This window comes from Bradyrhizobium sp. INPA03-11B, assembly GCF_040446015.1.
Taxonomy (GTDB): domain Bacteria; phylum Pseudomonadota; class Alphaproteobacteria; order Rhizobiales; family Xanthobacteraceae; genus Bradyrhizobium; species Bradyrhizobium macuxiense_A.
In genome coordinates this window covers 88,438-110,751 of record NZ_JASGSR010000007.1, presented here as the reverse complement: position 1 = coordinate 110,751, position 22,314 = coordinate 88,438, and the positions used below count along the sequence as shown (strand labels likewise).

Below are 22,314 nucleotides of genomic sequence, written 5' to 3'. Positions count from 1 at the left end.
GGTGTGCTCTATCGCGAAGCTGGCCAGTTCAAGACGACTTACGCGGAAGACATGGCGATCTTCCCGATCCGTCAGGATCGTATTGCGCTCGCCATCTTGGTCGGGATTGCTTTCATTGGCGTGCCGCTGTTGGCCACCTTCCATGTCTGGCCGTTCGGCAGCGACTATCTGCTGTGGGCCATCTTGCTGCCCTTCCTCATCCTGGCGCTAGCCGCCATCGGCACCAACATTCTCGTCGGCTATTGCGGCCAGATCTCGCTCGGCAGCGGCGCATTCATGGCCATCGGCGCTTATTCGGCCTACAAGCTGGCGACCGGCGTCCACATCCCGCTGGCCTCGCTCGGCTTCGCGATCGCAATTCCACCATTGCCCGTGCTGGCATCCATTCTGCTTGGCGGGCTCATGTCGGCGGGTGTTGGAATCCTGTTCGGTATTCCGAGTCTGCGCATCAAGGGCCTCTATCTGGCAGTTGCGACGCTTGCCGCGCAGTTCTTCTTCGATTGGGCGTTCCTGCGGCTCCCGTGGTTCACCAACTATGCGCCGTCAGGATCGGTGAATGCGCCGGAACTGGATTTCTTCGGCGTGGTCGTTCGTACGCCGGTCGAGCGCTACCTGCTGTGCCTGCTCTTCGTGACCGTGCTTGCGGTGTTGGCGAAGAATCTCGTTCGCGGCAATCTCGGCAGGCAGTGGATGGCGATCCGCGACATGGATATCGCCGCCGAACTGATCGGCATCCGGCCGCTCTACGCGAAACTCACAGCTTTTGCGGTCTCTTCGTTCATCATCGGAGTGGCGGGCGCACTCTGGGGGTTCGTCTACCTCGGTTCATGGGAGCCGCTTGCATTCTCGATCGAACGCTCGCTGGATCTTCTGTTCATGGTCATCATCGGCGGGCTCGGATCGATCATGGGTTCGTTCATCGGGGCGGCCTTCATCCTCATCGTGCCGATCCTGCTGAATGTGCTTCCAACCGAACTCGGCCTGCCGCTGTCCACGCAAACGATCACTCACCTCCAGTTCATCATCTTCGGATCGTTGATCTGTTATCTTCTCATCAAGGAACCCCATGGCTTCGCCAGGCTGATATCGATCGGCAAGGAGAAGCTCAGACTTTGGCCGTTTCCCTATTGAAGGAGCGATCGTGCCTCGATCGCAACGCGGAGGGCGGCCGCTGACAACCGAGAGGAAGGAAAAACCCCGCGGGATTTTAAGGAGGAGGTTATCAACATGGCAGGTATTGCACGCAATGTACTGATACTGGCGGCCGCCTTGTCGGGCGCGGCGTTCAGCGCACCGGCCGCAGCGCAAAACGAGCAGTTCGTTCCAATTCTGTCCTACCGGACCGGACCGTACGCTGTGAACGGCGCCCCCTACGCGAACGGCGTTGTGGACTACTACAATCTGATCAATGAGCGTGACGGCGGCATCAACGGCGTCAAGATTCTGTTCGAAGAATGCGAGACGGCTTACGCGACCGACAAGGGCGTCGAGTGTTACGAGCGCCTCAAGAGCAAAGGGCCGACCGGGGCGGCGTTTATCAACCCGCTGTCGACCGGCATCACCTTCGCACTGACCGAAAAGACCGCGACCGACAAGATCCCGATCATCACGATGGGCTACGGCCGCGCCGATTCCAAGAACGGTGCGGTGTTCGCGTACAACTTCCCGTTGCTCGGCACTTACTGGTCCGCGGCCGATATCGCGATCCAGCACATCGCCAAGGAACTCGGCGGGTTCGACAAATTGAAAGGCCGGAAGATTTCGCTGCTGTACCACGACAGCCCATATGGCAAGGAGCCGATCCCGATGCTGCAGGTGCTGGCGCAGAAGTACGGCTTTGAGTTCACCCCGATCCCGGTCACGCACCCCGGTGTCGAGCAGAAGTCGCAATGGCTGGCGATCCGCCAGCAGCGGCCGGACTATGTCCTGGTCTGGGGCTGGGGCGTCATGAACAGCACTGCGATCAAGGAAGCAGCGGCTGTTGCCTATCCGCGCGACAAGATGATCGGTGTTTGGTGGTCGGGCGCAGAGCCGGATGTGACGCCGGCAGGTGATCAGGCCGCCGGCTACAAGTCACTGATGCTTCAGCATGGCGCCGGCAAGTTTCCCGTGCATGCCGACCTGGAGAAATACATCTACGCGAAGGGCAAAGGTTCAACCGAGCCTGGCAAGATCGGCGAAGTTCTCTACAACCGCGGCTTGGCGAATGCCATGCTCGGCGTGGAGGCGATCCGCAAGGCGCAGGAAAAATTCGGCAAGAAACCGCTGACGGGCGAGCAGGTCCGTTGGGGGCTTGAGAACCTCATCCTCACCGATGCACGTATCAAGGAACTCGGCTTCGAGGGGATGTTGAAGCCGGTGAGCATTTCCTGCTCCGACCACGAGGGCGCCCGCTACGGGCGCGTCCAGCAGTGGGATGGCAAGGGTTGGAAAATCATCTCGGACTGGTACACGGCCGACGAATCTCTCATCGAGCCGCTCGTCGCCGATGTGTCCGCGAAGTATGCCGCGGAGAAGAAGATCAAGCCGCGCGACTGCGCGAAAGAAACCTGAGCACGCGTGAGCGATCCGGGATGCAGGTTTGCCTGCTCCCGGATCGCGGAAGGTGCAACCATTTGGAGGTCTGCGCGTGTCAACTGCCAAGGTCGCCCTGACGACGGAAGCGGCGCTGGTTCTGTCGGTCAACAATATCGAGGTTGTCTATGATCACGTCATCCTCGTGTTGAAGGGGGTATCGCTTGAGGTGCCGCGGGGCGGCATTGTTGCGCTTCTCGGCGCCAATGGCGCCGGCAAGACCACGACGCTGAAGGCGGTCTCCAATCTGCTGCACGCCGAGCGCGGCGAGGTCACCAAGGGCTCGATCCTGTTCGATGGCGTCGAGGTGAAGTCCTTGTCGCCAAATGATCTGGTGCGGCGCGGCTGCATTCAGGTGATGGAGGGGCGGCGTGCCTTCGCTCATCTGACGGTCGAGGAGAATATCCTGACCGGCGCCTTCACGCGCAGGGACGGCAAGTCAGCTATCGCGCAGGATCTCGAACGGGTCTACGCCTATTTCCCGCGCCTCCGCGAACGGCGCGGTTCCACCGCCGGTTATACGTCGGGCGGCGAACAGCAAATGTGCGTGATCGGCCGCGCGCTGATGTCGCGCCCGAAGATGATCCTGCTCGATGAACCCTCGATGGGCCTCGCGCCGCAGATCGTGGAGGAGATCTTCGAAATCGTGAGGGACCTCAACATCAAGGAAGGCGTTTCATTCCTTCTCGCCGAACAGAACACCAACATGGCGCTCAGATATGCCAGCCACGGCTACATCCTCGAAAATGGCCGCGTCGTGATGGACGGCGAAGCGCCTGCGCTCGCCGCAAACGCCGACGTCAAGGAATTCTATCTTGGCGTCGCCGGCGATAAGCGAAAATCATATCGCGATGTGAAGCACTACAAGCGCCGCAAGCGTTGGCTGGCTTAGCGGATGAGGGCGTTTGCCTGCTGTCCCGGCAACTTGCGCCGTCAGGCAACTCAATGATTGGCGATCCGTCCGGCCTCGACCGGTGCGGAGATGTGGCCCGGATCGATCCGCGCCTCGTCCGCGCGAATGCGCGAGGGCCATCCGTGCCGTGAGGCCAGCATCGTGAGCCTGTCTCTGACGAGGTAGTGCGCGGGAGCTTCGAGGAAGCGCCAGACGAACCACGCCAGTGCGACCATGCACGCCACGACGAACGCGGTCGAGAACGCGTCCGGCGTTGGCGTGATCAGGAGCAGGATCACGTAGCCGAGCTGCAGATGCAGCAGATAGAGCGGATAGGTGATGCCACCCACGGCCCTGACCACGCTATCGGGCAGCGGCACCGACTTGATCCGGGTGGCGGCGAACACGATGCCGAGCGAGACGATGCAGATCGCCGTCACGACGCGCGGATCGAAGCTGCCATGGGTGTGGACGCCGAGCCGCTCCAGCTTGTGGACGGCCTGGAACGTCGCGGTGCCCATCGCCAGCGTCAGCAGGCTGTAGAGCCTCATGTCGCGCCGTCCGCGGTAGTGTTCGTAGATCAGCAGGCCAACGGCGAAGAAGCCACTGTCGTCGGCCATGAAGAGCTTCTCGAACAATGGGACGTCGAGTGTCAGCTCGTTGGCGAAGGTGATCGCGATCCACGCCACGATGATGGTGTCGATCCGCCGCGGGAAGATGCCCCAGGCCAGCAGCAGCGCGACCCAGGCGTAGAACACGACCTCGATCACCAGCGACCAATAGGCATCGTCCATGTAGGGCTGGCCGAGCATCGGCGCTGCGATGAACAGGTTCGCCAGCCACTGTCCCCACGTCACCTGAAACCAGGCGTGGCCGAGCAGCAGCGTCGCAAGGAAGGTCAGCGTCATGCAGATGACGAAGGTCGGATAGATGCGGCTGAAGCGGGCGATCGCGAAACCGACCGGCGTGCGGCCTTCCGCCGAATAGGCGATGACGAAGCCGGAGATCGCGAAGAACACGGGGACGCCGAGGAAGCCGTACTGGGCGACCGGGGCGAGATACGGCAACGCCACCTTTTGCACGCCGTGCGATGCGGTCCCCCAGAAGCCGTAATGATACAGGATCACGGCCCCGACCGCGGCGAGCCGCAGCAGGTCCAGCACGGGAACACGGGTCGAATCCGCATGTTTAGAAAAATTTGGCATAGGCCGATATTTTGGCCGTCAGCCGTGAAGGCGTCCTTAATCCGGCCGGCGAAACGGCTGAGGGCTGTTCACGATTGCAGGAGCCCGGTGGCGACGCCGGCGGCCGCGCTGAGCACGACCACGACGAGTGGCGGTGCCCGCCATGCCGTGAGCAGGACGAAGCCGGCCAGCGCGATGCCGACATCGAGCGGCCGCTGCACGCTGCTGGTCCACACCGGATTGTAGAGCGCGGCGCCGAGGATGCCGACCACGGCGGCATTGACGCCGCGCATCATCGCCTGCGCCGCCGGCTGCTTGCGGAATTGATCCCAGAACGGCAGCGCTGCGAGCAGGACGAGAATTCCCGGCACGAAGATGCCAATGAGGCCGACGACCGCACCCGGCACGCCGCCGATCACGGCGCCAAGATAGGCAGCGAAGGTGAACAGCGGGCCCGGCACCGCCTGCGCGGCGCCGTAGCCGGTGAGGAACGCATCGTCGCCGATCCAGCCCGGCGTCACCACCGCTTCGCGCAGCAGCGGCAGCACGACATGGCCGCCGCCGAACACCAGCGCGCCGGAGCGGTAGAACGCCTCGAACAGGCCGAGGCCGGGCCAGGTCCGGGCGAGGAGCGGCAGTCCGACCAGCAGGGCGAGGAACAGGATCAGCGCGGCGACGCCGGCGCGGCGCGACACCGGCATCGCGATATGCGTGACGCCGTTGGCCATTTGCGCCCGGCAGAACCAGAGTCCGGCGACGGCGCCGAGCACGATGGCGCCGATCTGCGCGATCGACGACGAACTGGCGAGGATCATCAGCGCCGCCACCGTCGCGATCGACGCGCGCTCGCGGTCGGGGCAGAGCGAGCGCGCCATGCCCCAGACCGCCTGCGCCACGATCGCCACCGCGACCAGCTTGAGGCCATGCACCAGGCCTGCGCCGGCAGGGCCGCTCAATCCGCTGGCGCCAAAGGCGAACAGCACGAGCGCGATCGCCGACGGCAGCGTGAACCCGGTCCAGGCCGCGAGCGCCCCTAGATAGCCTGCGCGCATCAGCCCGAGCGAAAAGCCGACCTGGCTGCTCGCCGGGCCCGGAAGGAATTGGCAGAGCGCGACCAGATCGGCATAGGCCTGTTCGGCAAGCCAGCGCCGGCGGGTGACGAACTCGTCGCGGAAATAGCCGATGTGGGCGATCGGACCGCCGAAGCAGGTCACGCCGAGCTTGAGGAAAATCAGCAGCACCTCGCGCGGCGAATGCGCGGCGGAGGGCGTCGTGTTGGAGTGCTGGACGTCGGTCTCGTTCAAGCGCCGTCAGTTCCCTGGCTTGCGTCCCGCGTCAGGACTCATCAGGGCAAGGATATCGCGATTTGGTGACGCCTGAGCGCGATATTATCTGGTTACAGCGAGATCGGAGGGCGCGGCGCGTCCGACATGCCTGTGGCCGTCGCGATGGCTCACTCGTAGCGCATGTTCTTCGACGGCCGGCGCGCCGCAGGCATCGCCAGCACGACGAGACACAGCGCGATCATCGCCAATCCCATAAATTCAAATGCAAATGCGTCCACGGGCCGTTCTCCCCCATCAGAAACAGTTAGACTTGTTGGGGGAGCGTTGACGCGGTGTTAAGCCTTATGGTTACCGCCGCGAGCCTCCCGGCATGGTGGAGGGTGAGTTAACGCTCACATGGCGCGTTGCTGGGACAAGTCTCGTAGGTGCTGTGGTGCGGTGCTAGGCCACGAGCTCCGGCAGCGCGGCGGCGAGCGCATCGACCGCAAGGCGGACCTTGAGCGGCAGCCGCGGCGTCGGCAGCCACAGCGCGTGGCAGTCGTAGGGCAGCTCGCCCTCGGTACCGAGCACGCGGACCAGCGCGCCGCGCTCGAGACGTTCGCGCACCAGCCAGGAGGGCAGCCACGCCAGCCCCATGCCGCGCGCCGCGGCGTCGGCGATGGCTTCGAGATCGTCGAGCCTGAGCCGCCCGGCCGGCCAGACCTCGCGCGGCGGCGCACCGTCGCGCGGGAACAGCCACGGGCGCGCGCGCCCCAGCCGGCGATAGACGATCGCCTGGTGCTGGCCGAGTTCGTCGAGCGTGCGCGGCCGGCCGTGGGCCTTCAGATAGGCGCGCGAGCCGCACACCACCATGCGCTGGCGCGCGATGCGCCGCGTGATCACATTGGCCTGCTCGCTGAGATCGCCGGTCCTGATCGCAAGGTCGTAGCCGCCCTCCATCAGATCGGCGACCGGGTCGCCGAACGAAAGATCGAGCTCCAGCGCCGGATACTTTTGCGCCAGCTTGAGCAGCAGCGGCGCCACGCAATGCCGGCCGAGCAGCGCCGGCATGGTCACCTTGAGCCGGCCGCGCGGTTCGGACAACGCGTCGGCCGCGATGGCGTCGGCGGCCTCCGCTTCGGCAAGCACGGCGCGGCAGCGCTCGTAATAGGCGTGGCCGAACTCGGTCAGGCTTTGGCGCCGCGTGGTGCGGTGGATCAGGCGAACGCCGAGCCGCTGTTCGAGGAATCTGACATGCTTGCCGACCATCGGGCCGGACATCTCGAGCACCTCCGCAGCGGCGGCGAAGGAGCCGAGTTCGACCGCCCTGAGAAAGACGGCCATGCTGGTCAGGCGGTCCATTATTCGAAACTCCCATTTTTGACTGTTCAGTCTGCGGGACGATTTATCCGCTGAACTGGCCTTGGCATAGCTCCATTCAATTCAACTGTTTTGGAGTGTTGCCGATGACTCGTGTCGTTCGCTTTCATCAAATTGGGGGTCCCGAGGTGCTGCGCATCGAGGATATTGCGATCGCGCCGCCGGCGCGCGGCGAGGTCCAGATCCGGATCAAGGCGCTCGGACTGAACCGTGCCGAGGCCCTGATGCGCAGCGGGACCTATATCGAGACGCCACCGCTGCCGTCCGGCCTCGGCCTCGAAGCCGCCGGCCTTGTCGAAGCGATCGGCGAGGGTGTCGGCGATTTCGCGCCAGGGGATGCCGTCAGCATCGTGCCGCCGATCTCGATGGCGCGATGGCCGGCCTATGCCGAGCTCGCGGCGTTTCCGGCCGAGCTGGTCGTCAGGCATCCGCCGTCGCTGGGGCTCGAGACGGCGGCCGCGGTGTGGATGCAATACCTCACGGCGTATGGCGCCCTGATCGACATTGCGAAGCTTGCCCGCGGGGAGTTCGTCGTCATCACGGCGGCATCGAGCAGCGTCGGGCTCGCCGCGATCCAGATCGCCAATCGCGTCGGCGCGATCCCGATCGCGGTCACGCGCAGCTCAGCCAAGGCGCAGGCGCTGCGCGACGCCGGTGCGGCACATGTGATCGCGTCCGCGGAGGAGGACCTGCAATCAAGGCTGGAGCAGATCGCGGGTCCCGACGGCGTCCGCGTGGTGCTCGATCCCGTGGGCGGCCCCGTCTTCGTGCCGCTGACAAAGGCGATGGCGCATGGCGGCATCCTGATCGAGTATGGCGGGCTTAGCGAGGCGCCGACGCCGTTTCCGCTGTTCACGGTGCTGAGCAAGAGCCTGATCCTGCGCGGCTACCGCGTGCACGAGATTGTTCAGGATCCCGCGCGGCTCGCCGCGGCGAAGGCGTTCATCCTCGACGGGCTGGCAGACGGCGCGCTGAAGCCAATCATCGCGCGGACGTTTCCGTTCGAAGAGATCGTCGAGGCGCACCGCTTCCTCGAGTCGAACGTGCAGTTCGGCAAGATCGTGGTGACGGTGTGAGGGCAGTCTCCCCACGTCATTGCGAGCGAAGCGAAGCAATCCGTCGGCCCGCACATGCGGAAGATGGATTGCTTCGTCGCTTCAGCGCAAAATTGCTTTGCAATTTTGTCGCGAGCTCCTCGCAATGACGCCGGTGCCTCACGTCCCGCAGAATGTCTGCGTCACCATCTGCTCGGGCAGGGGTGGGTCGGTGTAGGCGGCGAACTGCGGCTGATCCTCGTAAGGCTTCGCCAGCACCGTCAGCAGCTCCTCGAACGGCGCGTAGTCGTCGTTGTTGACCGCCGCCTGGATCACCGCCTCGATGCGGTGGTTGCGCGGGATGAACGCTGGATTGACGGCACCCATCGCCGCCTTGCGCTCGGCTGCGGTTTGCGGCTCCAGCGCGAGGCGGGTGCGCCAGCGGGCGGCCCATTCGTCGAACGCTGCGGCATCGGTGAACTGCGCGCGGACGTCGGCGGCGCTATCGGCCGCGGCGTCGCCGAGATGGCGGAAGGTCAGGGTGAAGTCGGCTGCGTTCTTGGCCATCACGTCGAGCAGGTCCTGGATTAGTGCCTCGTCACCGTCGCGCGCGGTGAACAGGCCGACCTTGGCGCGCAGCCCGGCCTGATAGGCCGCGGTGAATTTTTCCGGGAATTCGCCGAGGATCGTCTGCGCCTGTTCGATCGCCTTCTCCTGCTCGCTGTCGAACAGCGGCAGCAGGCACTCGGCGAGCCGGGTCAGATTCCACAGCGCGATGCGCGGCTGGTTGGCGTAGGCGTAGCGGCCCATCTCGTCGATCGAGGAGAACACCTGCGCCGGGTTGTAGGCGTCAAGGAAGGCGCAGGGACCGTAGTCGATGGTCTCGCCCGAAATCGAGGTGTTGTCGGTGTTCATCACGCCGTGGATGAAGCCGACCAGGAGCCAGCGCGCGACCAGCGCGGCCTGCCGCGCCACGACGCCGGCGAGCAGCGCGTGATAGGGCTGCGCGGCATCCCTGAGCTCGGGATAGTGCCTCGCAATGACATGGTCGGCGAGGGCGCGCACGCCGTCGGTGTCGCCGCGGGCGGCGAAGAATTGGAAGGTACCGACGCGGATGTGGCTCGAGGCGACCCGGGTCAAGACCGCGCCTGGCAGCGCGGTCTCGCGCATCACGGGCTCGCCGGTCACGACCGCTGCGAGCGAACGGGTGGTCGGGATGCCCAAGGCGAACATCGCCTCGCTGACAATGTATTCGCGCAGCACCGGGCCGAGCGCGGCGCGGCCGTCGCCGCGGCGCGAGAACGGGGTCGGGCCGGATCCCTTGAGCTGGATATCGCGGCGGACGCCGTCCTGGTCGATCACCTCGCCGAGCAGGATGGCGCGGCCGTCGCCGAGCTGGGGAACAAACTGCCCGAACTGGTGGCCGGCATAGGCCATGGCGATCGGGTCGGCGCCGTCAGGCAGCCGCTTGCCGGCGAGGATTTCGGCGCCTTCCGGCGTCGAGAGCAGGTCCGGATCCAGCCCGAGCTGGACCGCGAGCGGCCGGTTCAGCTTGATCAGCCGGGGGGAGGCCACCGGGGTCGGCGCGACGCGGGCGAAAAAGTTCGCCGGCAGCGCCGAATAGGTGTTCTGGAACGGGAAATGGATGGTCATATCGGGAAGATAGGCCCGCGGGCCGAATAGGCAAACGATTGGCGCCGCCGGTGCGGAAAATCTGCGGTTTGGCCCGAAAAGGCGGCGTTCCATTGGTTGCCGCACCCGGCCTCGTCGGGTAAACCCTCCGCAACTTCGGACGGGGCATTTTGGCCCTGTCGCGATTCGACCCTCCGACATCAGTTTTGGAACGAAAATGCATCGCTACCGGTCACACACATGCGGCGCGCTCCGTGAGAGCGATATCGACCAGACGGTCCGGCTCTCAGGCTGGGTCCACCGGGTCCGCGACCATGGCGGCGTGCTGTTCGTCGATCTGCGCGACCATTACGGCATCACCCAGTGCGTGGCCGATCCGGACTCACCGGCCTTCGCCGAGGTCGAGAAGTTCCGTTCGGAATGGGTGGTGCGGATTGACGGCAAGGTCCGCCGCCGCCCCGCCGGCACCGACAATCCCGAACTGCCGACCGGCATGGTCGAGATCTACATCAAGGAGATCGAGGTGCTTGGCCCGGCGGCTGAGCTGCCGCTGCCAGTGTTTGGTGAGCAGGAATATCCTGAGGACATCAGGCTGAAGTACCGCTTCCTCGATCTGCGTCGCGAGAAGCTGCACCAGAACATCATGACCCGTGGCGCGGTGGTCGATTCCATGCGCAAGCGGATGAAGGAGCAGGGCTTCTTCGAATTCCAGACCCCGATCCTGACGGCGTCCTCGCCGGAAGGCGCGCGCGATTTCCTGGTGCCCTCGCGCATCCACCCCGGCAAGTTCTACGCGCTGCCGCAGGCGCCGCAGCAGTACAAGCAGCTCCTGATGATGTCGGGCTTCGACCGCTACTTCCAGATCGCGCCGTGCTTCCGCGACGAGGACCCGCGCGCCGACCGCCTGCCGGGCGAGTTCTATCAGCTCGACGTCGAGATGAGCTTCGTCACCCAGGACGACGTGTTCGCGGCGATGGAGCCCGTTATCACCGGCGTGTTCGAGGACTTTGCCAAGGGCAAGCCGGTCACCAAGAACTGGCCGCGGATTCCATTCGCGGAAGCCGTGCGCAAATACGGCTCCGACAAGCCCGATCTGCGCAACAAGATCGTCATGCAGGAAGTCTCGGAGCACTTCCGCGGCTCCGGCTTCAAGGTGTTCGCGCGGATGCTGGAAGACCCGAAGAACCAGGTCTGGGCCATTCCGGGCACCGGCGGCGGTTCGCGCGCGTTCTGCGACCGCATGAACTCCTGGGCGCAGGGCGAGGGCCAGCCTGGCCTCGGCTACATCATGTGGCGCGAGGGCGGTGAGGGCGCGGGTCCGCTTGCGAACAACATCGGCCCGGAGCGGACGGCTGCGATCCGCGACCAGCTCGGCCTCAAGGAAGGCGATGCCGCGTTCTTCGTTGCCGGAGATCCGGAAAAATTCTGGAAGTTCGCGGGCCTCGCGCGCACCAAGCTCGGCGAAGAGCTGAACCAGATCGACAAGGACCGCTTCGAGCTCGCCTGGATCGTCGACTTCCCGATGTACGAGTATGACGAGGAGAACAAGAAGGTCGACTTCTCGCACAACCCGTTCTCGATGCCGCAGGGCGGCCTCGACGCGCTGAAGTCGCAGGACCCGCTGACGATCAAGGCGTTCCAGTACGACATCGCCTGCAACGGCTACGAGATCGCCTCCGGCGGCATCCGCAACCACAAGCCGGAAGCGATGGTGAAGGCGTTCGAGATCGCCGGCTATGGCGAGCAGGAAGTCATCGACCGTTTCGGCGGCATGTACCGCGCGTTCCAGTACGGCGCTCCGCCGCATGGCGGCATGGCGGCCGGCCTCGACCGCATCGTGATGCTGCTCTGCGGCACCAACAATCTGCGCGAGATCTCGCTGTTCCCGATGAACCAGCAGGCCATGGATCTGCTGATGGGCGCGCCGTCGGAAGCGACGCCGAAGCAGCTCAAGGAGCTGCACATCAAGACCAACCTGCCGGCCAAGGGCTAGCCTTTGAAGTCACCTCGCCCCGCGCTTGCGGGGAGAGGTCGGATTGCGAAGCAATCCGGGTGAGGGGCCTCTCTCAGCGCAAACTCGTCTTTCGAATTTGCGGAGGCAGCCCCTCACCCCAACCCTCTCCCCGTAAGAACGGGGCGAGGGAGAAGAGGCGTCACAGCCCCGTCGAGGCCTCGATCTTGAATTGCGCCAGCGCCGATTGCGGATCGGTCTTGAGCAGCTGTATCAGCTGAAGCGCCGGTGCTTTGGCGCGCGGGGTCAGCTTGATGACCAGCGTCTGCCCCGGCGTTTCGATGAACTGGCTGATCGCGGTGACGAGGGCGGTCGCATCCGGATTGCCTCCGCCGATCGCGTCGCCCTGCGCCTTGATGCTGTCGAGGATGGCCGTGCGCGCCTCGTCGCGGCCGACGTTCTGGGTGCGGGCGAACTGGGCGACCGCGAGGTCGATGACGCCGAGGTCGTGGACCACAAGCTCGATCGTGCCGGCCTCGATCTGCGCGGCCGCGCCCATCGCTTCCGCGGCGCTGACCGAAAATGCCTCGCGCGGCACGTTGCCGAGCGTGAGCTTCGCCGATGCATTGAGCAGGCCCGCCATGTCGAGCTTGACCGGCTCGAGCGCGAACGACCGTGACGTCTCGGTCCAGGCAGCGCCGAGATCGGCATCGACGGCCATCCGGTCGATGCCGGCTGCGACGAGTGCCTGCTGCTGCGGATCCGTTGCATCCAGCGGTGCAGCCATCTTCGCGACCAGCCGCAGCTTGCTCGGGATCGTGCCGACGAACTGGCCCCAATCGAGGCTGAGGACGTCGATGTTGACCGGCTTGCCGGTGGCCTTGTAGGGCGCCGTGACGCCCTTGATCTCGACGCCCTCGATCAGGGGAAACAGCGCCAGTGTCTGTTCGGCCGACGGCTTCTGGCCTGCGAACTGTGACGAAAGCCGCATGAAATTCGCGACATCGAGCGATTTCAGCGCGAAGCGTCCGACCTTGAGGGCGCCCTTGGGTCCATTTCCATCCAGCCCCTCGACCGCGAACTCGCCGACCTTACCGTGATCAAAGTTGAACCGCATCGAGGCGAGCGTTAGCCGCGCTTGCGGTGTCTGAGGCGTCTCCATTGAGAACCCGTGCAACTCGACATTTCCCATGCTGAAGCCCGCGTAGAGGCCGGCGATTTTATCCAGCAGTTCGCGCGCCTGGGCCGGAGATGGCGGCGGACTCCCCGGTGGCGGGATCATTGCCAACAACGACGGCAGCTGCATCCGTGACGGGTTGATCCTGACGTCATCGATCCTCACACCGTCGATCCGCGTATTCAGGCCGGGCGTGGCGTTGATGATGTAGGGACCGGCCGAAACATGTCCCTGGACCCGGTAGTCGCGGTCGTCGTTGGCCTTGGCGGGATCGAATATCGCCGCCATCGCGCCGACGTCGATATCTGTCGCGACAATGTTCGAGAGCTCGCCGGTTGTCTTGAGTGGCTTGCCCCCGGGTTGGGAGTTGAAGGTGAAGACGGCGCCGTCGGTCTTGCTGGACGCGATCTTCCCGTCTTTGATGTTGTCGAGCACAACGTTCGAGTAAGTGTATTCGCCGCTCATGCTGTCGGCACCTGATGTGGCGGTCTTGACCGTTCCGGTCAGGCTGGGGGCCGTGACCGACGAGGCGCTGACGCCGGCTAGATAGGCGAGGCCGAACCCGTAGAGATCGAATAGTGATGCCGACTTCCGAAGTTGACGAACACCGGTCGGGCCGGTGAAATCCTTCACCGTGACCTGCGGCACCTTGTAGTTGAGCGTGACGGCCTGTTTGTCGCCCATCGTGGCATCGATCTCGACGTCGCGGGCCTCAAGGCTCGCGGCGGAAAAGCGCGAGGTGTCGGATCGGTCGACGCCATAGGCCATCACGGTCGCCGCCTTCAGCCTGAACGGCGGCTGCGTGCCGGTTTCGACGGCGATATCCCCGATGGTCAGGGTGCGCTGCATCAGGTCGAAAGAAATCCGGCCATGGCTCGCCGTGCCACCTTCGGCGCGGACCTGGTCGAATACGGCCTCCACGGCGCTTGTGATCCGCCGCTGGGTATACAGGTCGAAGCCGAAGAAGCCGCCGATCGCAATCACGACGACCGCGATCAGGCCGAGCAGAATTTTCTTCATTCGGTCAACTCCGGATCATCAAGGGAAAAAAATTGCCAAGCTGCGGCCGAACGGTGCAGCATCGGTGAACTGGGCCGTCCAGGCCTGTTGACGGGGGTATTATCGGATGTTGCATCCAAGCGGCCGGACATGCTTCACATCCAGCTCGATTTACCGGACAACTGACCTTTGCCTGGATTAGCACAGAAACAAGAAATTTGGGCCGGAAACGCGGGGAGCACGTATGTCGTCATCGTCTGAAGAACTCCATAACGCCGCGCTCGCCTATCACCGGCTGCCGCGTCCGGGCAAGCTCGAGATCCAGGCCATCAAGCCGCTCGCCAACCAGCGCGACCTGGCGTTGGCCTATTCGCCGGGCGTTGCCGCCGCCTGCACCGAGATCGCCAAGAACCCGGCCGAGGCGGCGACGCTGACGGCCCGTGCCAATCTCGTCGCGGTGGTCTCGAACGGCACTGCGGTGCTCGGCCTCGGCAATATCGGCCCGCTGGCCTCCAAGCCCGTCATGGAAGGCAAGGCGGTGCTGTTCAAGAAGTTCGCCGGCATCGACGTGTTCGACATCGAGATCAAGGCCGACACGATCGAGCGCGTGGTCGAGACCGTCGCCGCGCTGGAGCCTACCTTCGGCGGCATCAATCTGGAGGACATCCGCGGGCCCGAGTGTTTCGAGATCGAGGGCCAGCTCAAGGAGCGCATGAAGATCCCGGTATTCCACGACGACCAGCATGGCACCGCCATCATCGTCGCCGCCGCGATCGTCAATGGGCTGCTGCTGAACGGCAAGCAATTGTCCGACGTGAAGATCGTCTGCTCCGGCGCCGGCGCCGCCGCAATCGCGACCCTCAATCTGCTGGTGTCGATGGGCGCGCAGCGCAAGAACATCTGGGTCTGCGACATCGACGGTGTGGTCTATGACGGCCGCAACACCACGATGGATCGCTGGAAGGCGGTCTATACCCAGAAGACCGACGCACGCGTGCTGGCCGACGTCATTCCGGGCGCGGACATCTTCATCGGACTGTCGGCGCCGGGCGTGCTGAAGCCCGAGATGGTCAAGCAGATGGGGGACAAGCCGCTGGTGATGGCGCTTGCCAATCCGGTGCCCGAGATCATGCCGGACGAGGCGCGCCTGGCGCGTCCCGATGCGATGATCTGCACAGGACGGTCGGACTTCCCGAACCAGGTCAACAACGTGCTGTGCTTCCCCTTCATCTTCCGCGGCGCGCTCGACGTCGGCGCCACCGCGATCAACGAGGCGATGAAGCACGCCGCGGTGGACGCGATCGCGCAGCTCGCGCGCGATCCGCCGTCGGATGCGGTGGCCCATGGTTTCGATACCGGCGAGACTCAGGGCTTCGGCCCGGGCTCGCTGATTCCAAGCCCGTTCGATCCGCGTCTGATCCTGCGCATCGCGCCGGCCGTGGCCAGGGCCGCGATCGAGTCTGGCGTCGCGACCCGGCCGATCACCAATTTCGACGAGTACACCGCCAGTCTCGAGCGCTACGCGTTCCGCTCCGGCCTCACCATGAAGCCGGTGTTCGCCAAGGCGAAGACCCAGCCGGTGCGCGTGATCTACGCCGAAGGCGAGGATGAGCGGGTGCTGCGCGCCACCCAGGTGGTGCTGGAGGAGAAGCTGGCGCGGCCGATCCTGGTCGGCCGGCCGTCGGTGGTCGAGACCCGGATCAAGCGCTTCGGCCTGTCGATCAAGGCCGGCCGCGATTTCGATCTGGTCAATCCCGAGGACGATCCGCGCTACCGGTCCTATGTGCAGTCCTATATCGACGTCGCCGGCCGCCGCGGGGTGACGCCGGAGGCGGCGCGGACCGTGGTCCGCACCAACAACACCGTGATCGCGGCTCTCGCGGTGTCGCGCGGCGAGGCCGACGCGATGCTGTGCGGCGTCGAGGGCCGCTACATGAGCCATCTGCGCCACGTCCGCGAGATCATCGGCTTCCTGCCGGGGGTCAGCGACTACGCCGCGCTGGCGCTGATGATCACGTCCACCGGCGCGCATTTCATCGCCGACACCCAGGTGCGGCCGAACCCGAGCGCGGAGGAGCTCGCCGAAGTGGCTTCGCTCGCGGCGATCCACGTCCAGCGCTTCGCCTTCAAGCCGAAGGTCGCCTTCGTGTCACATTCCGACTTCGGCAGTTATGATACGGACTCCTCGCGCAAGATGCGGCGGGCCACCCAGCTCCTGAAGGACAAGCATCCGGAGATCGAGGCCGACGGCGAAATGCAGGGCGACACCGCGCTGTCGGCCATGGCGCGGCGCCTGGTGCTGCCGCAGTCGCGGCTGGAGGGCGAGGCCAACATCCTGATCATGCCGAACCTCGACGCCGCCAACATCGCCTATCAGATGATCAAATCGCTGGCCAACGCGTTGCCGGTGGGGCCGATCCTGATCGGTCCGGCGCGCCCGGCGCACATCCTCACCCCCGGCGTGACGGCGCGCGGCATCCTCAACATGACCGCGGTCGCCGCGGTCGAGGCCCAGGAGCGCGCCGGCCGCGCGCAGCCGACGCTGTTCGGCTGACGGGCGTTGTTTGAGCACGTTATGTTCGGAGAACCGCAGCGCGGTTTTCCGCATCGTACGCGAGCCGAGATGGATTCGATTTGATCGAAGCAGGCGGAGCGACCATAATCGCTGCGCCTGCTTCGTCCGACTTCTGCCATCCAGTGAGGCCGACCCATGCCAGCGTTCATCACCTTCGGACGGATTCTGTTTGCCGTGCTGTTCCTCTACTCGGGAGCGAGCAAGCTGTTCGGCATCCAGGCGACCGCGGATGTGATCGCGGCGAAGCTGACGATCCCGGCCATCGCCGCACCGTATACCCAGCAGATCGAAACCGTCGTCGGCATGCCGTTCATGCAGCTGCTGGCGATTGTGGTCGGTGGCTTCGAGATCCTCGCCGGGCTGATGATCGCGGTGAACGTGCTGGCGCGGTTCTTCGCGCTCCTCCTGATCATCTATGTGTGCGTCGTCACCTTCTACTTCCATGATTTCTGGAACCAGCCGGCACCCGACAATCTCAGGACCCTGATCGACGCGCTGAAGAACCTGTCGCTGATCGGCGCGCTGTTCATCATCGCCGGCTACGGCCGCGGCCCGCGCCGCGACGACCCGGCGTATGGGGACGTGTAGGCTGTACGGCGTAGGATGGGTAGAGCGTAGCGAAACCCATCATCGGCGCCGCGGGTATAGGTCGATGGGTTTCGCTTCGCTCTACCCATCCTGCTGACTTCGATCAATCGTCAACCCATCCGCCGCCACGGCGTGACGCTGACGTCCTGCTCCTCGTCGATCAGCTGCGGCGCACCGGCGTGAAGGCCGTGCGCTGACAGCACCTGCTGCGGGGTGCGGGCAGGGACGTCAGGAAAGCATGGCTCGCCGTCGGGGATGCGCACCTTGGCTGCGACCGAGAGCCAGAACGTGTCGTAGCGGTCCATGAACATGCCGAACACGCCGGGGCCGCCGATGATGGCGACCATGCCCGAGGTCACGCCGGCCTCGCGGCTCGCGGTCTCGAACGGGCAGCCGGCGGGATTCCACAGCAGCGCCTTCGGATTGCTCGGGTCGGGCGCGATTGCCGCGACCTTGCCGGTCAGGATGAGGCGGCGCCGCTTCGGTGCGTTCGGCTGCTCTTCCTGGGAGTGGCGGCCATGGACGACGAGATCGGCGCGGTCGAGGGCAGCGGTGAAGAACCGCTTGTCGCCCTCGATCTTGAGATCGTCAGGCATGACATTCCGCGCGTTCGCCAACCGGCCATCGGCGGAGACGATGACGAAACCCTCGATACGCAATCCAGACACCAAGACTTGGCCGGCGCGCTTACTGATCGACCGTGGTGACGACGCTGTTCACCGGCCGCGAGCTCACGGTCGGCAGCTTGACGTCCTTGGCGAGCTCCTGCTCGTATTGCGGCAGCACGGTCGCCGGGAATTTGGCGCGCATCGCGACCACCTTGTAGCCGCCGGCCTTGAGCTGCGTCAGCAGCGTCGGCAGCGCCTCCGCGGTGTGCTTCTGGAAGTCGTGCATCAGGATGATGCCCTTGCCGAGCTTGGCAAGCTTCTTCATCACGGTGTCGATCACGGCTTGCGAGTTCTTCGACTTGAAGTCGAAGGAATCGAGGTCGCAGGAGAAGATCGCGATGTTGCGGTTGCCGAGATAGGTGACCATCTCGGGCGGATGCTGCAGCGCCGGGAAGCGGAAGAACGGCGAGGGTGAGGTCTCGAGCGCCCACTTCACCGCGGCGAGGCCGCGCTCGATCTCGTCCTTCTTCTGATCCTCGGTGAGCTTCTTGTTGTTCAGGTTCTCGTGCGACCAGGTGTGCGAGCCGACGGTGTGGCCGGCGGCATAGACCTGACGCAGGATTTCGGGGTGATAGGTGGCGTGCTTGCCGATCGGGAAGAAGATGCCCGTGGTGCATTCATCCGCGAGCGCCTTCAGCACCGCCGGCGTGTTGCCCGGCCATGGACCGTCATCGAAGGTCAGCACCACTTCATGGTCGCGCAGGAAGTCGAGCTGCTTGAAATGCTCGAAGCCGAAGCCCGGTCCGCCCGTTGTGTCGATCTCGACGGTGCGGGCAACGCCGAGCGCGTTCGGATTGGTGCAGGCGGCGCGCGCGGGCTGCGGCGGCTGCTTCGGCGGCACCGGAGCGGCCGCTGCGGCAGGTGCAGGCGCTGGAGCCGCGGCCGCTGGTGCGGCTGCCGGCGCTGTGGCAGCGCCCTTGGCGGGCGGCGTCTGCGACCAAGCTGCGCTCGACGCGAGCAACGATACGGTCCCTGCGAAAATCAGACCTGCCGCAATGCGCATGGTGTGTTCCCTGCTGATCGCGCTCCAGGTCGCGGCATCGCCGCGGCCGGACCGCTTTCGCCCCCATCCGATCGTACCCTAGTCGCAGTCGCGACGCCAAGGCAATGAACGTGGCGGGCTCGTGTCCAAAATCCTCGTCGGATCAGTTAATTCCGGGGATTATCGCCGCTTCTCAGGCCGCCGCCAATGCCCGTGCGATCCCGGTCTTGATGCGGGTGTCGTCGGGCGTGACCGACTCAGGGAAGACATCCGCGATGTAGCCGTCGCGGCCGATCAGGTATTTGTGGAAATTCCAGCGCGGCACGTCCTTCGGTCGCGCCTCCGCGGCCCAGCGGTAAAACGGATGCGCGCTCGTGCCGCGGACCACCGCTTTCGCCGCGATCGGAAAGGTGACGCCATATTGATGCTGCGCGGTCTCGGCGATCTCGGTCGGGCCGCCGGGTTCCTGGCCGCCGAAATCATCGGAGGGCACGCCGATGATGACGAAGCCGCGATCGCGGAACTCGGTCCACAATTGTTGCAGGCCGGCATATTGCGGCGTGAAGCCACAGAGCGACGCCGTGTTCACGATCATCAGGGGATGGCCGGCATAGTCGGCAAGGCGGATGTCGCCGCCGTCGAGTGCCGGGAATGAGAAGGCGTAGGCGGTGATCCGGCTCATCGCGGGCGGCTGCGCATGCAGCGCACGGGAGCCTGCGGCCGCGGCCAAGGCCGCCGCGATCAGTGTCCTGCGGTCCATCATGGTCTCGTCCCCGGAACAGATGCGGCTTGCATCATAATCCAGCGGGCAGGCGCAGGCTTTCAAGAAGGCGTTATAGCGGGCTTAGCGCAGCGGCAGGATGAAGTCGGTGCCTTCGCCGGTCTCGCCCTGGTTGACGCCGAGGTCGGACACGATGATCGATCCGCCGGTGCCGAGCGCTTCGTTGATCCGCGCCATCACGTCAGCCGGAATCGAGATGCGGTCGAGCGCTTCGGCCGGGCTGTTGGTCGCCGGCTGCGGCTTGACCTCGACCGGCGCTGCGGCCGCCACCTTGCGACGATGCGAGGTGCGGTCCTCGACGTCGATGCGGGCGGCGTTGCGGGTCGGCAGCGTCACCACCGACCAGCGCAGCAGGTTGGCATCTGATTTGTCGGCTTCCGCGGTGAACACATGCGTGCCGAGCGGCCGGTCGCCGGCCGCGATCGTCACCGGCACCTCGAACAGCGGCGCAAAGTTCTGCCGCACATAGAGCTTGGAATCCTTGCGGCTGATGAATACCGCGATCTGGCCGGCGCGCTTCGACACGTCGATCTTGGCGATGCCCGGCAACCGCGCCGGATCCTTGGCTAGGTCCTTGTTGGCGTCGGGCGCGTCGGCCGCAGTTGCGGCTTCGGCGGGCTTGTCGATGGTCTTGACGCCATCCGCCGCCTTGGCGGCGTCCTTGGCCGCATCGGCCTTCGGCGCATCCACCTTGGGCGCCTCGGCGACCTCAGGCTTGGCGGCATCCGCCTTCGGTTCGTCGGCCTTGGCTTCGGCCTTCACCGGGTCGTTCGCGGAGACCTCCGACTTCGGCGTGTCGGTGCTGCCGGTGGTTTCGCTGGCCGACTTGTCGTCGGTGGCGACGCTGCCGTTGCCGGCGGAATTGGTCTCGGCCGGCTGGTCGGCCGCGGCGATCCCGGGCTTTGTCGGCTGTGACGGGTCGGCTGCACGCTTGTCGGCGATGGGATCGCTCGCGGCGGAGGACGCATCGGACATCGTCACCGACGCGCTCGCGCCGCTGGCGTCGGCGGTGTGGGTGTTGTCGCGCAGCGACGCGGCGGCGGCGTGGCCGACGCTGCTGCGCAAATCGAGTTCGGTCTGCGGCTTGTCCGCGCCCTTGTCGCTCTTCACGCCGAGCGGCGCATCCATCTTCAGAATCTCGTCGGCCACCGGCTGCTGCGGCGCGACCTTCTGCGTCACCAGCAGCGGATGCGAGAAATTCTCTGGAGAGATCGCGCCCGGCGTGACGAACACGCGGGCGCCCATCCGCGTCCAGTTGTACATCTTGACCGCAAACGACATCGGCATGCGGATGCAGCCGTGGGAGGCCGGATAGCCGGGCAGCACACCGGCGTGCATGGCGATGCCCGACCAGGTGATGCGTTGCATGTACGGCATCGGCGCGCCGCTGTAGATGTTGGACTGATGGTACTTCTGCTTCTGGATGACGCTGAAGACACCCATCGGGGTCGAGTGCCCCTTCATGCCGGTCGACACCGGGCTCTCGGCGTAGAGGCCGTTGGCGTCGTAGATCCTGACCCGCTGCTGGTCGATCGAGACCGAGATGATCAGGGGACCCTGCGGCTTGCTGCCGGCCTCCTTCTCGATCGCCGGAGCCTTCTTGGCGAGATTGCGCTTCGGCTTCGGCCGAACCGGCTGCGGCATCGGCTCGACATCGCCGTAATAGGCGGAGTCGCGATTCCAGTAGAACAGCGCCGCATCGGCCTGTGACGAGGCGGCCACGGTGCCGGCCGCCGTCAGAATTGCAAACTGCCAGAACCGCCCATTCGCAGAATCAAAAATCGAAATCCGACGACCGCTCGCGCGCATATTCCGAATCCCAGTCCAAACTATCTATTGGTTGTCGCAGACGCGGTACGCGTTCACCAGCGCAAGCGATCTAACCCTTCCGTGAGGGGCGAATTTTCGACGAAAGAGTAACAAAAAAGCCTCACAAGAGGTTAAAGCGCCGGGCGCGATCACCGAACTGTCAGCGCCTTCCTGTGCGGCGTTTGCGCACTACATAGGCGGGACCTACCCCGCGGAGACCTCAATGACATCGAGAACTGTGAGCCTGTGTGATGTGCGACTGCTGTCTCGATGGGGGTGCGCGGCGCTGCTGATGTTGCTCGCCTCATTGGCGACCTTGGGGCAGGCAACGCCTGCGGCGGCGGCCGACGAGCCGGACCTGATCTTCCGCCGCTCGACGGTGTTTAAATGGGTGAGCCCCAACGACAAGCTCGCGACCTACGGCGTCGACGACCCCGAGGTCGAGGGCGTTGCCTGTCACTTCACGGTGCCGGAGAAGGGCGGCTTCAAGGGCTGGCTCGGCCTTGCCGAGGAAGTCTCTGATATTTCGCTGGCTTGCCGGCAGATCGGGCCGATCCGCTTCAAGAACAAGCTCGGCCAGGGCGACGACATGTTCCGGCAGCGCCGGTCGCTGTTCTTCAAGAAGATGCAGATCGTGCGCGGCTGCGACGCCAAGCGCAACGTGCTGGTCTACATGGTCTATTCGGACAAGCTGATCGAAGGCTCGCCGAAGAACTCGACGTCGTCGGTGCCGATCATGCCATGGGGCGCGGCCGATGCCACCGCGGTGCAGAAGTGCGGCGAGTTCATTCAGTAGCGGGAGCAGGGGCTTGGCTCCGGTGGT

17 protein-coding genes are annotated in these 22,314 nt (G+C 65.1%); 8 read left to right on the top strand and 9 right to left on the bottom strand.

Going from position 1 to position 22,314, the window contains the following annotated elements; genetic code table 11:
- The first annotated feature begins 3 nt into the window (after positions 1-3).
- The 3 genes from QMZ05_RS04835 (at position 4) to QMZ05_RS04825 (ending at position 3,466) form a co-directional block, all read left to right on the top strand.
- Positions 4-1,131: a branched-chain amino acid ABC transporter permease gene (locus tag QMZ05_RS04835; RefSeq protein WP_050425059.1), complete on the top strand. Its 1,128-nt coding sequence runs from the start codon at positions 4-6 to the stop codon at positions 1,129-1,131.
- A 96-nt stretch (positions 1,132-1,227) separates the two neighbouring features.
- Positions 1,228-2,553: an ABC transporter substrate-binding protein gene (locus QMZ05_RS04830; RefSeq protein WP_353699738.1), complete on the top strand. Its 1,326-nt coding sequence runs from the start codon at positions 1,228-1,230 to the stop codon at positions 2,551-2,553.
- 76 nt (positions 2,554-2,629) lie between these two features.
- Positions 2,630-3,466, top strand: coding sequence for an ABC transporter ATP-binding protein (locus QMZ05_RS04825; protein WP_353699737.1), 837 nt, complete (start codon positions 2,630-2,632; stop codon positions 3,464-3,466).
- A gap of 50 nt (positions 3,467-3,516) precedes the next feature.
- Here QMZ05_RS04825 and QMZ05_RS04820 read toward each other — a convergent pair whose 3' ends face one another.
- The 3 genes from QMZ05_RS04820 to QMZ05_RS04810 all read right to left on the bottom strand — a co-directional run bounded on the left by QMZ05_RS04820 (position 3,517) and on the right by QMZ05_RS04810 (position 7,277).
- The gene (locus QMZ05_RS04820; RefSeq protein ID WP_353699736.1) at positions 3,517-4,629 is read right to left on the bottom strand and encodes an acyltransferase; all 1,113 of its coding nucleotides are present in this window, start codon (positions 4,627-4,629) and stop codon (positions 3,517-3,519) included.
- Positions 4,630-4,739: 110 nt separating this feature from the next.
- Complete coding sequence (gene chrA, locus QMZ05_RS04815) at positions 4,740-5,954, bottom strand: chromate efflux transporter (RefSeq protein ID WP_353699735.1); 1,215 nt, start codon at positions 5,952-5,954, stop codon at positions 4,740-4,742.
- A gap of 423 nt (positions 5,955-6,377) precedes the next feature.
- Positions 6,378-7,277 carry a LysR family transcriptional regulator gene (locus QMZ05_RS04810; protein WP_353699734.1) on the bottom strand — a complete coding sequence of 300 codons (900 nt, stop codon included), beginning with the start codon at positions 7,275-7,277 and terminating at the stop codon, positions 6,378-6,380.
- A gap of 104 nt (positions 7,278-7,381) precedes the next feature.
- Between QMZ05_RS04810 and QMZ05_RS04805 the strand changes: the two genes are divergently transcribed.
- Positions 7,382-8,371 carry a zinc-dependent alcohol dehydrogenase family protein gene (locus tag QMZ05_RS04805; protein WP_353699733.1) on the top strand — a complete coding sequence of 330 codons (990 nt, stop codon included), beginning with the start codon at positions 7,382-7,384 and terminating at the stop codon, positions 8,369-8,371.
- A 138-nt stretch (positions 8,372-8,509) separates the two neighbouring features.
- Here QMZ05_RS04805 and QMZ05_RS04800 read toward each other — a convergent pair whose 3' ends face one another.
- On the bottom strand, positions 8,510-9,982 hold the full coding sequence (locus tag QMZ05_RS04800; protein ID WP_353699732.1) for a protein adenylyltransferase SelO: 1,473 nt from the start codon (positions 9,980-9,982) through the stop codon (positions 8,510-8,512).
- Between the two features lie 196 nt (positions 9,983-10,178).
- Between QMZ05_RS04800 and aspS the strand changes: the two genes are divergently transcribed.
- The gene (gene aspS / locus QMZ05_RS04795; RefSeq protein WP_353699731.1) at positions 10,179-11,954 is read left to right on the top strand and encodes an aspartate--tRNA ligase; all 1,776 of its coding nucleotides are present in this window, start codon (positions 10,179-10,181) and stop codon (positions 11,952-11,954) included.
- Between the two features lie 160 nt (positions 11,955-12,114).
- On the opposite strand, the gene QMZ05_RS04790 is transcribed toward aspS, so the two are convergent.
- Positions 12,115-14,109: a hypothetical protein gene (locus tag QMZ05_RS04790; protein ID WP_353699730.1), complete on the bottom strand. Its 1,995-nt coding sequence runs from the start codon at positions 14,107-14,109 to the stop codon at positions 12,115-12,117.
- A 223-nt stretch (positions 14,110-14,332) separates the two neighbouring features.
- Between QMZ05_RS04790 and QMZ05_RS04785 the strand changes: the two genes are divergently transcribed.
- The gene (locus QMZ05_RS04785; RefSeq protein WP_353699729.1) at positions 14,333-16,642 is read left to right on the top strand and encodes an NADP-dependent malic enzyme; all 2,310 of its coding nucleotides are present in this window, start codon (positions 14,333-14,335) and stop codon (positions 16,640-16,642) included.
- A gap of 156 nt (positions 16,643-16,798) precedes the next feature.
- Positions 16,799-17,251 carry a DoxX family protein gene (locus QMZ05_RS04780; RefSeq protein ID WP_050425049.1) on the top strand — a complete coding sequence of 151 codons (453 nt, stop codon included), beginning with the start codon at positions 16,799-16,801 and terminating at the stop codon, positions 17,249-17,251.
- A gap of 110 nt (positions 17,252-17,361) precedes the next feature.
- On the opposite strand, the gene QMZ05_RS04775 is transcribed toward QMZ05_RS04780, so the two are convergent.
- From QMZ05_RS04775 to QMZ05_RS04760, 4 genes are all read right to left on the bottom strand, one after another.
- A complete protein-coding gene (locus QMZ05_RS04775; RefSeq protein ID WP_353699728.1) occupies positions 17,362-17,847 on the bottom strand; it encodes a dihydrofolate reductase in 486 nt (161 codons plus the stop codon).
- A 91-nt stretch (positions 17,848-17,938) separates the two neighbouring features.
- The gene (locus QMZ05_RS04770; protein ID WP_353699727.1) at positions 17,939-18,922 is read right to left on the bottom strand and encodes a polysaccharide deacetylase family protein; all 984 of its coding nucleotides are present in this window, start codon (positions 18,920-18,922) and stop codon (positions 17,939-17,941) included.
- Between the two features lie 172 nt (positions 18,923-19,094).
- Positions 19,095-19,664, bottom strand: coding sequence for a glutathione peroxidase (locus QMZ05_RS04765; protein ID WP_353699726.1), 570 nt, complete (start codon positions 19,662-19,664; stop codon positions 19,095-19,097).
- An 81-nt stretch (positions 19,665-19,745) separates the two neighbouring features.
- Positions 19,746-21,491, bottom strand: a complete 1,746-nt coding sequence (locus QMZ05_RS04760; RefSeq protein WP_353699725.1) for a L,D-transpeptidase family protein — start codon at positions 21,489-21,491, stop codon at positions 19,746-19,748.
- A gap of 292 nt (positions 21,492-21,783) precedes the next feature.
- Here QMZ05_RS04760 and QMZ05_RS04755 point away from each other — a divergent pair, with 292 nt between their 5' ends.
- On the top strand, positions 21,784-22,287 hold the full coding sequence (locus QMZ05_RS04755; protein WP_353699753.1) for a CreA family protein: 504 nt from the start codon (positions 21,784-21,786) through the stop codon (positions 22,285-22,287).
- The last annotated feature ends 27 nt before the right edge of the window (positions 22,288-22,314 follow it).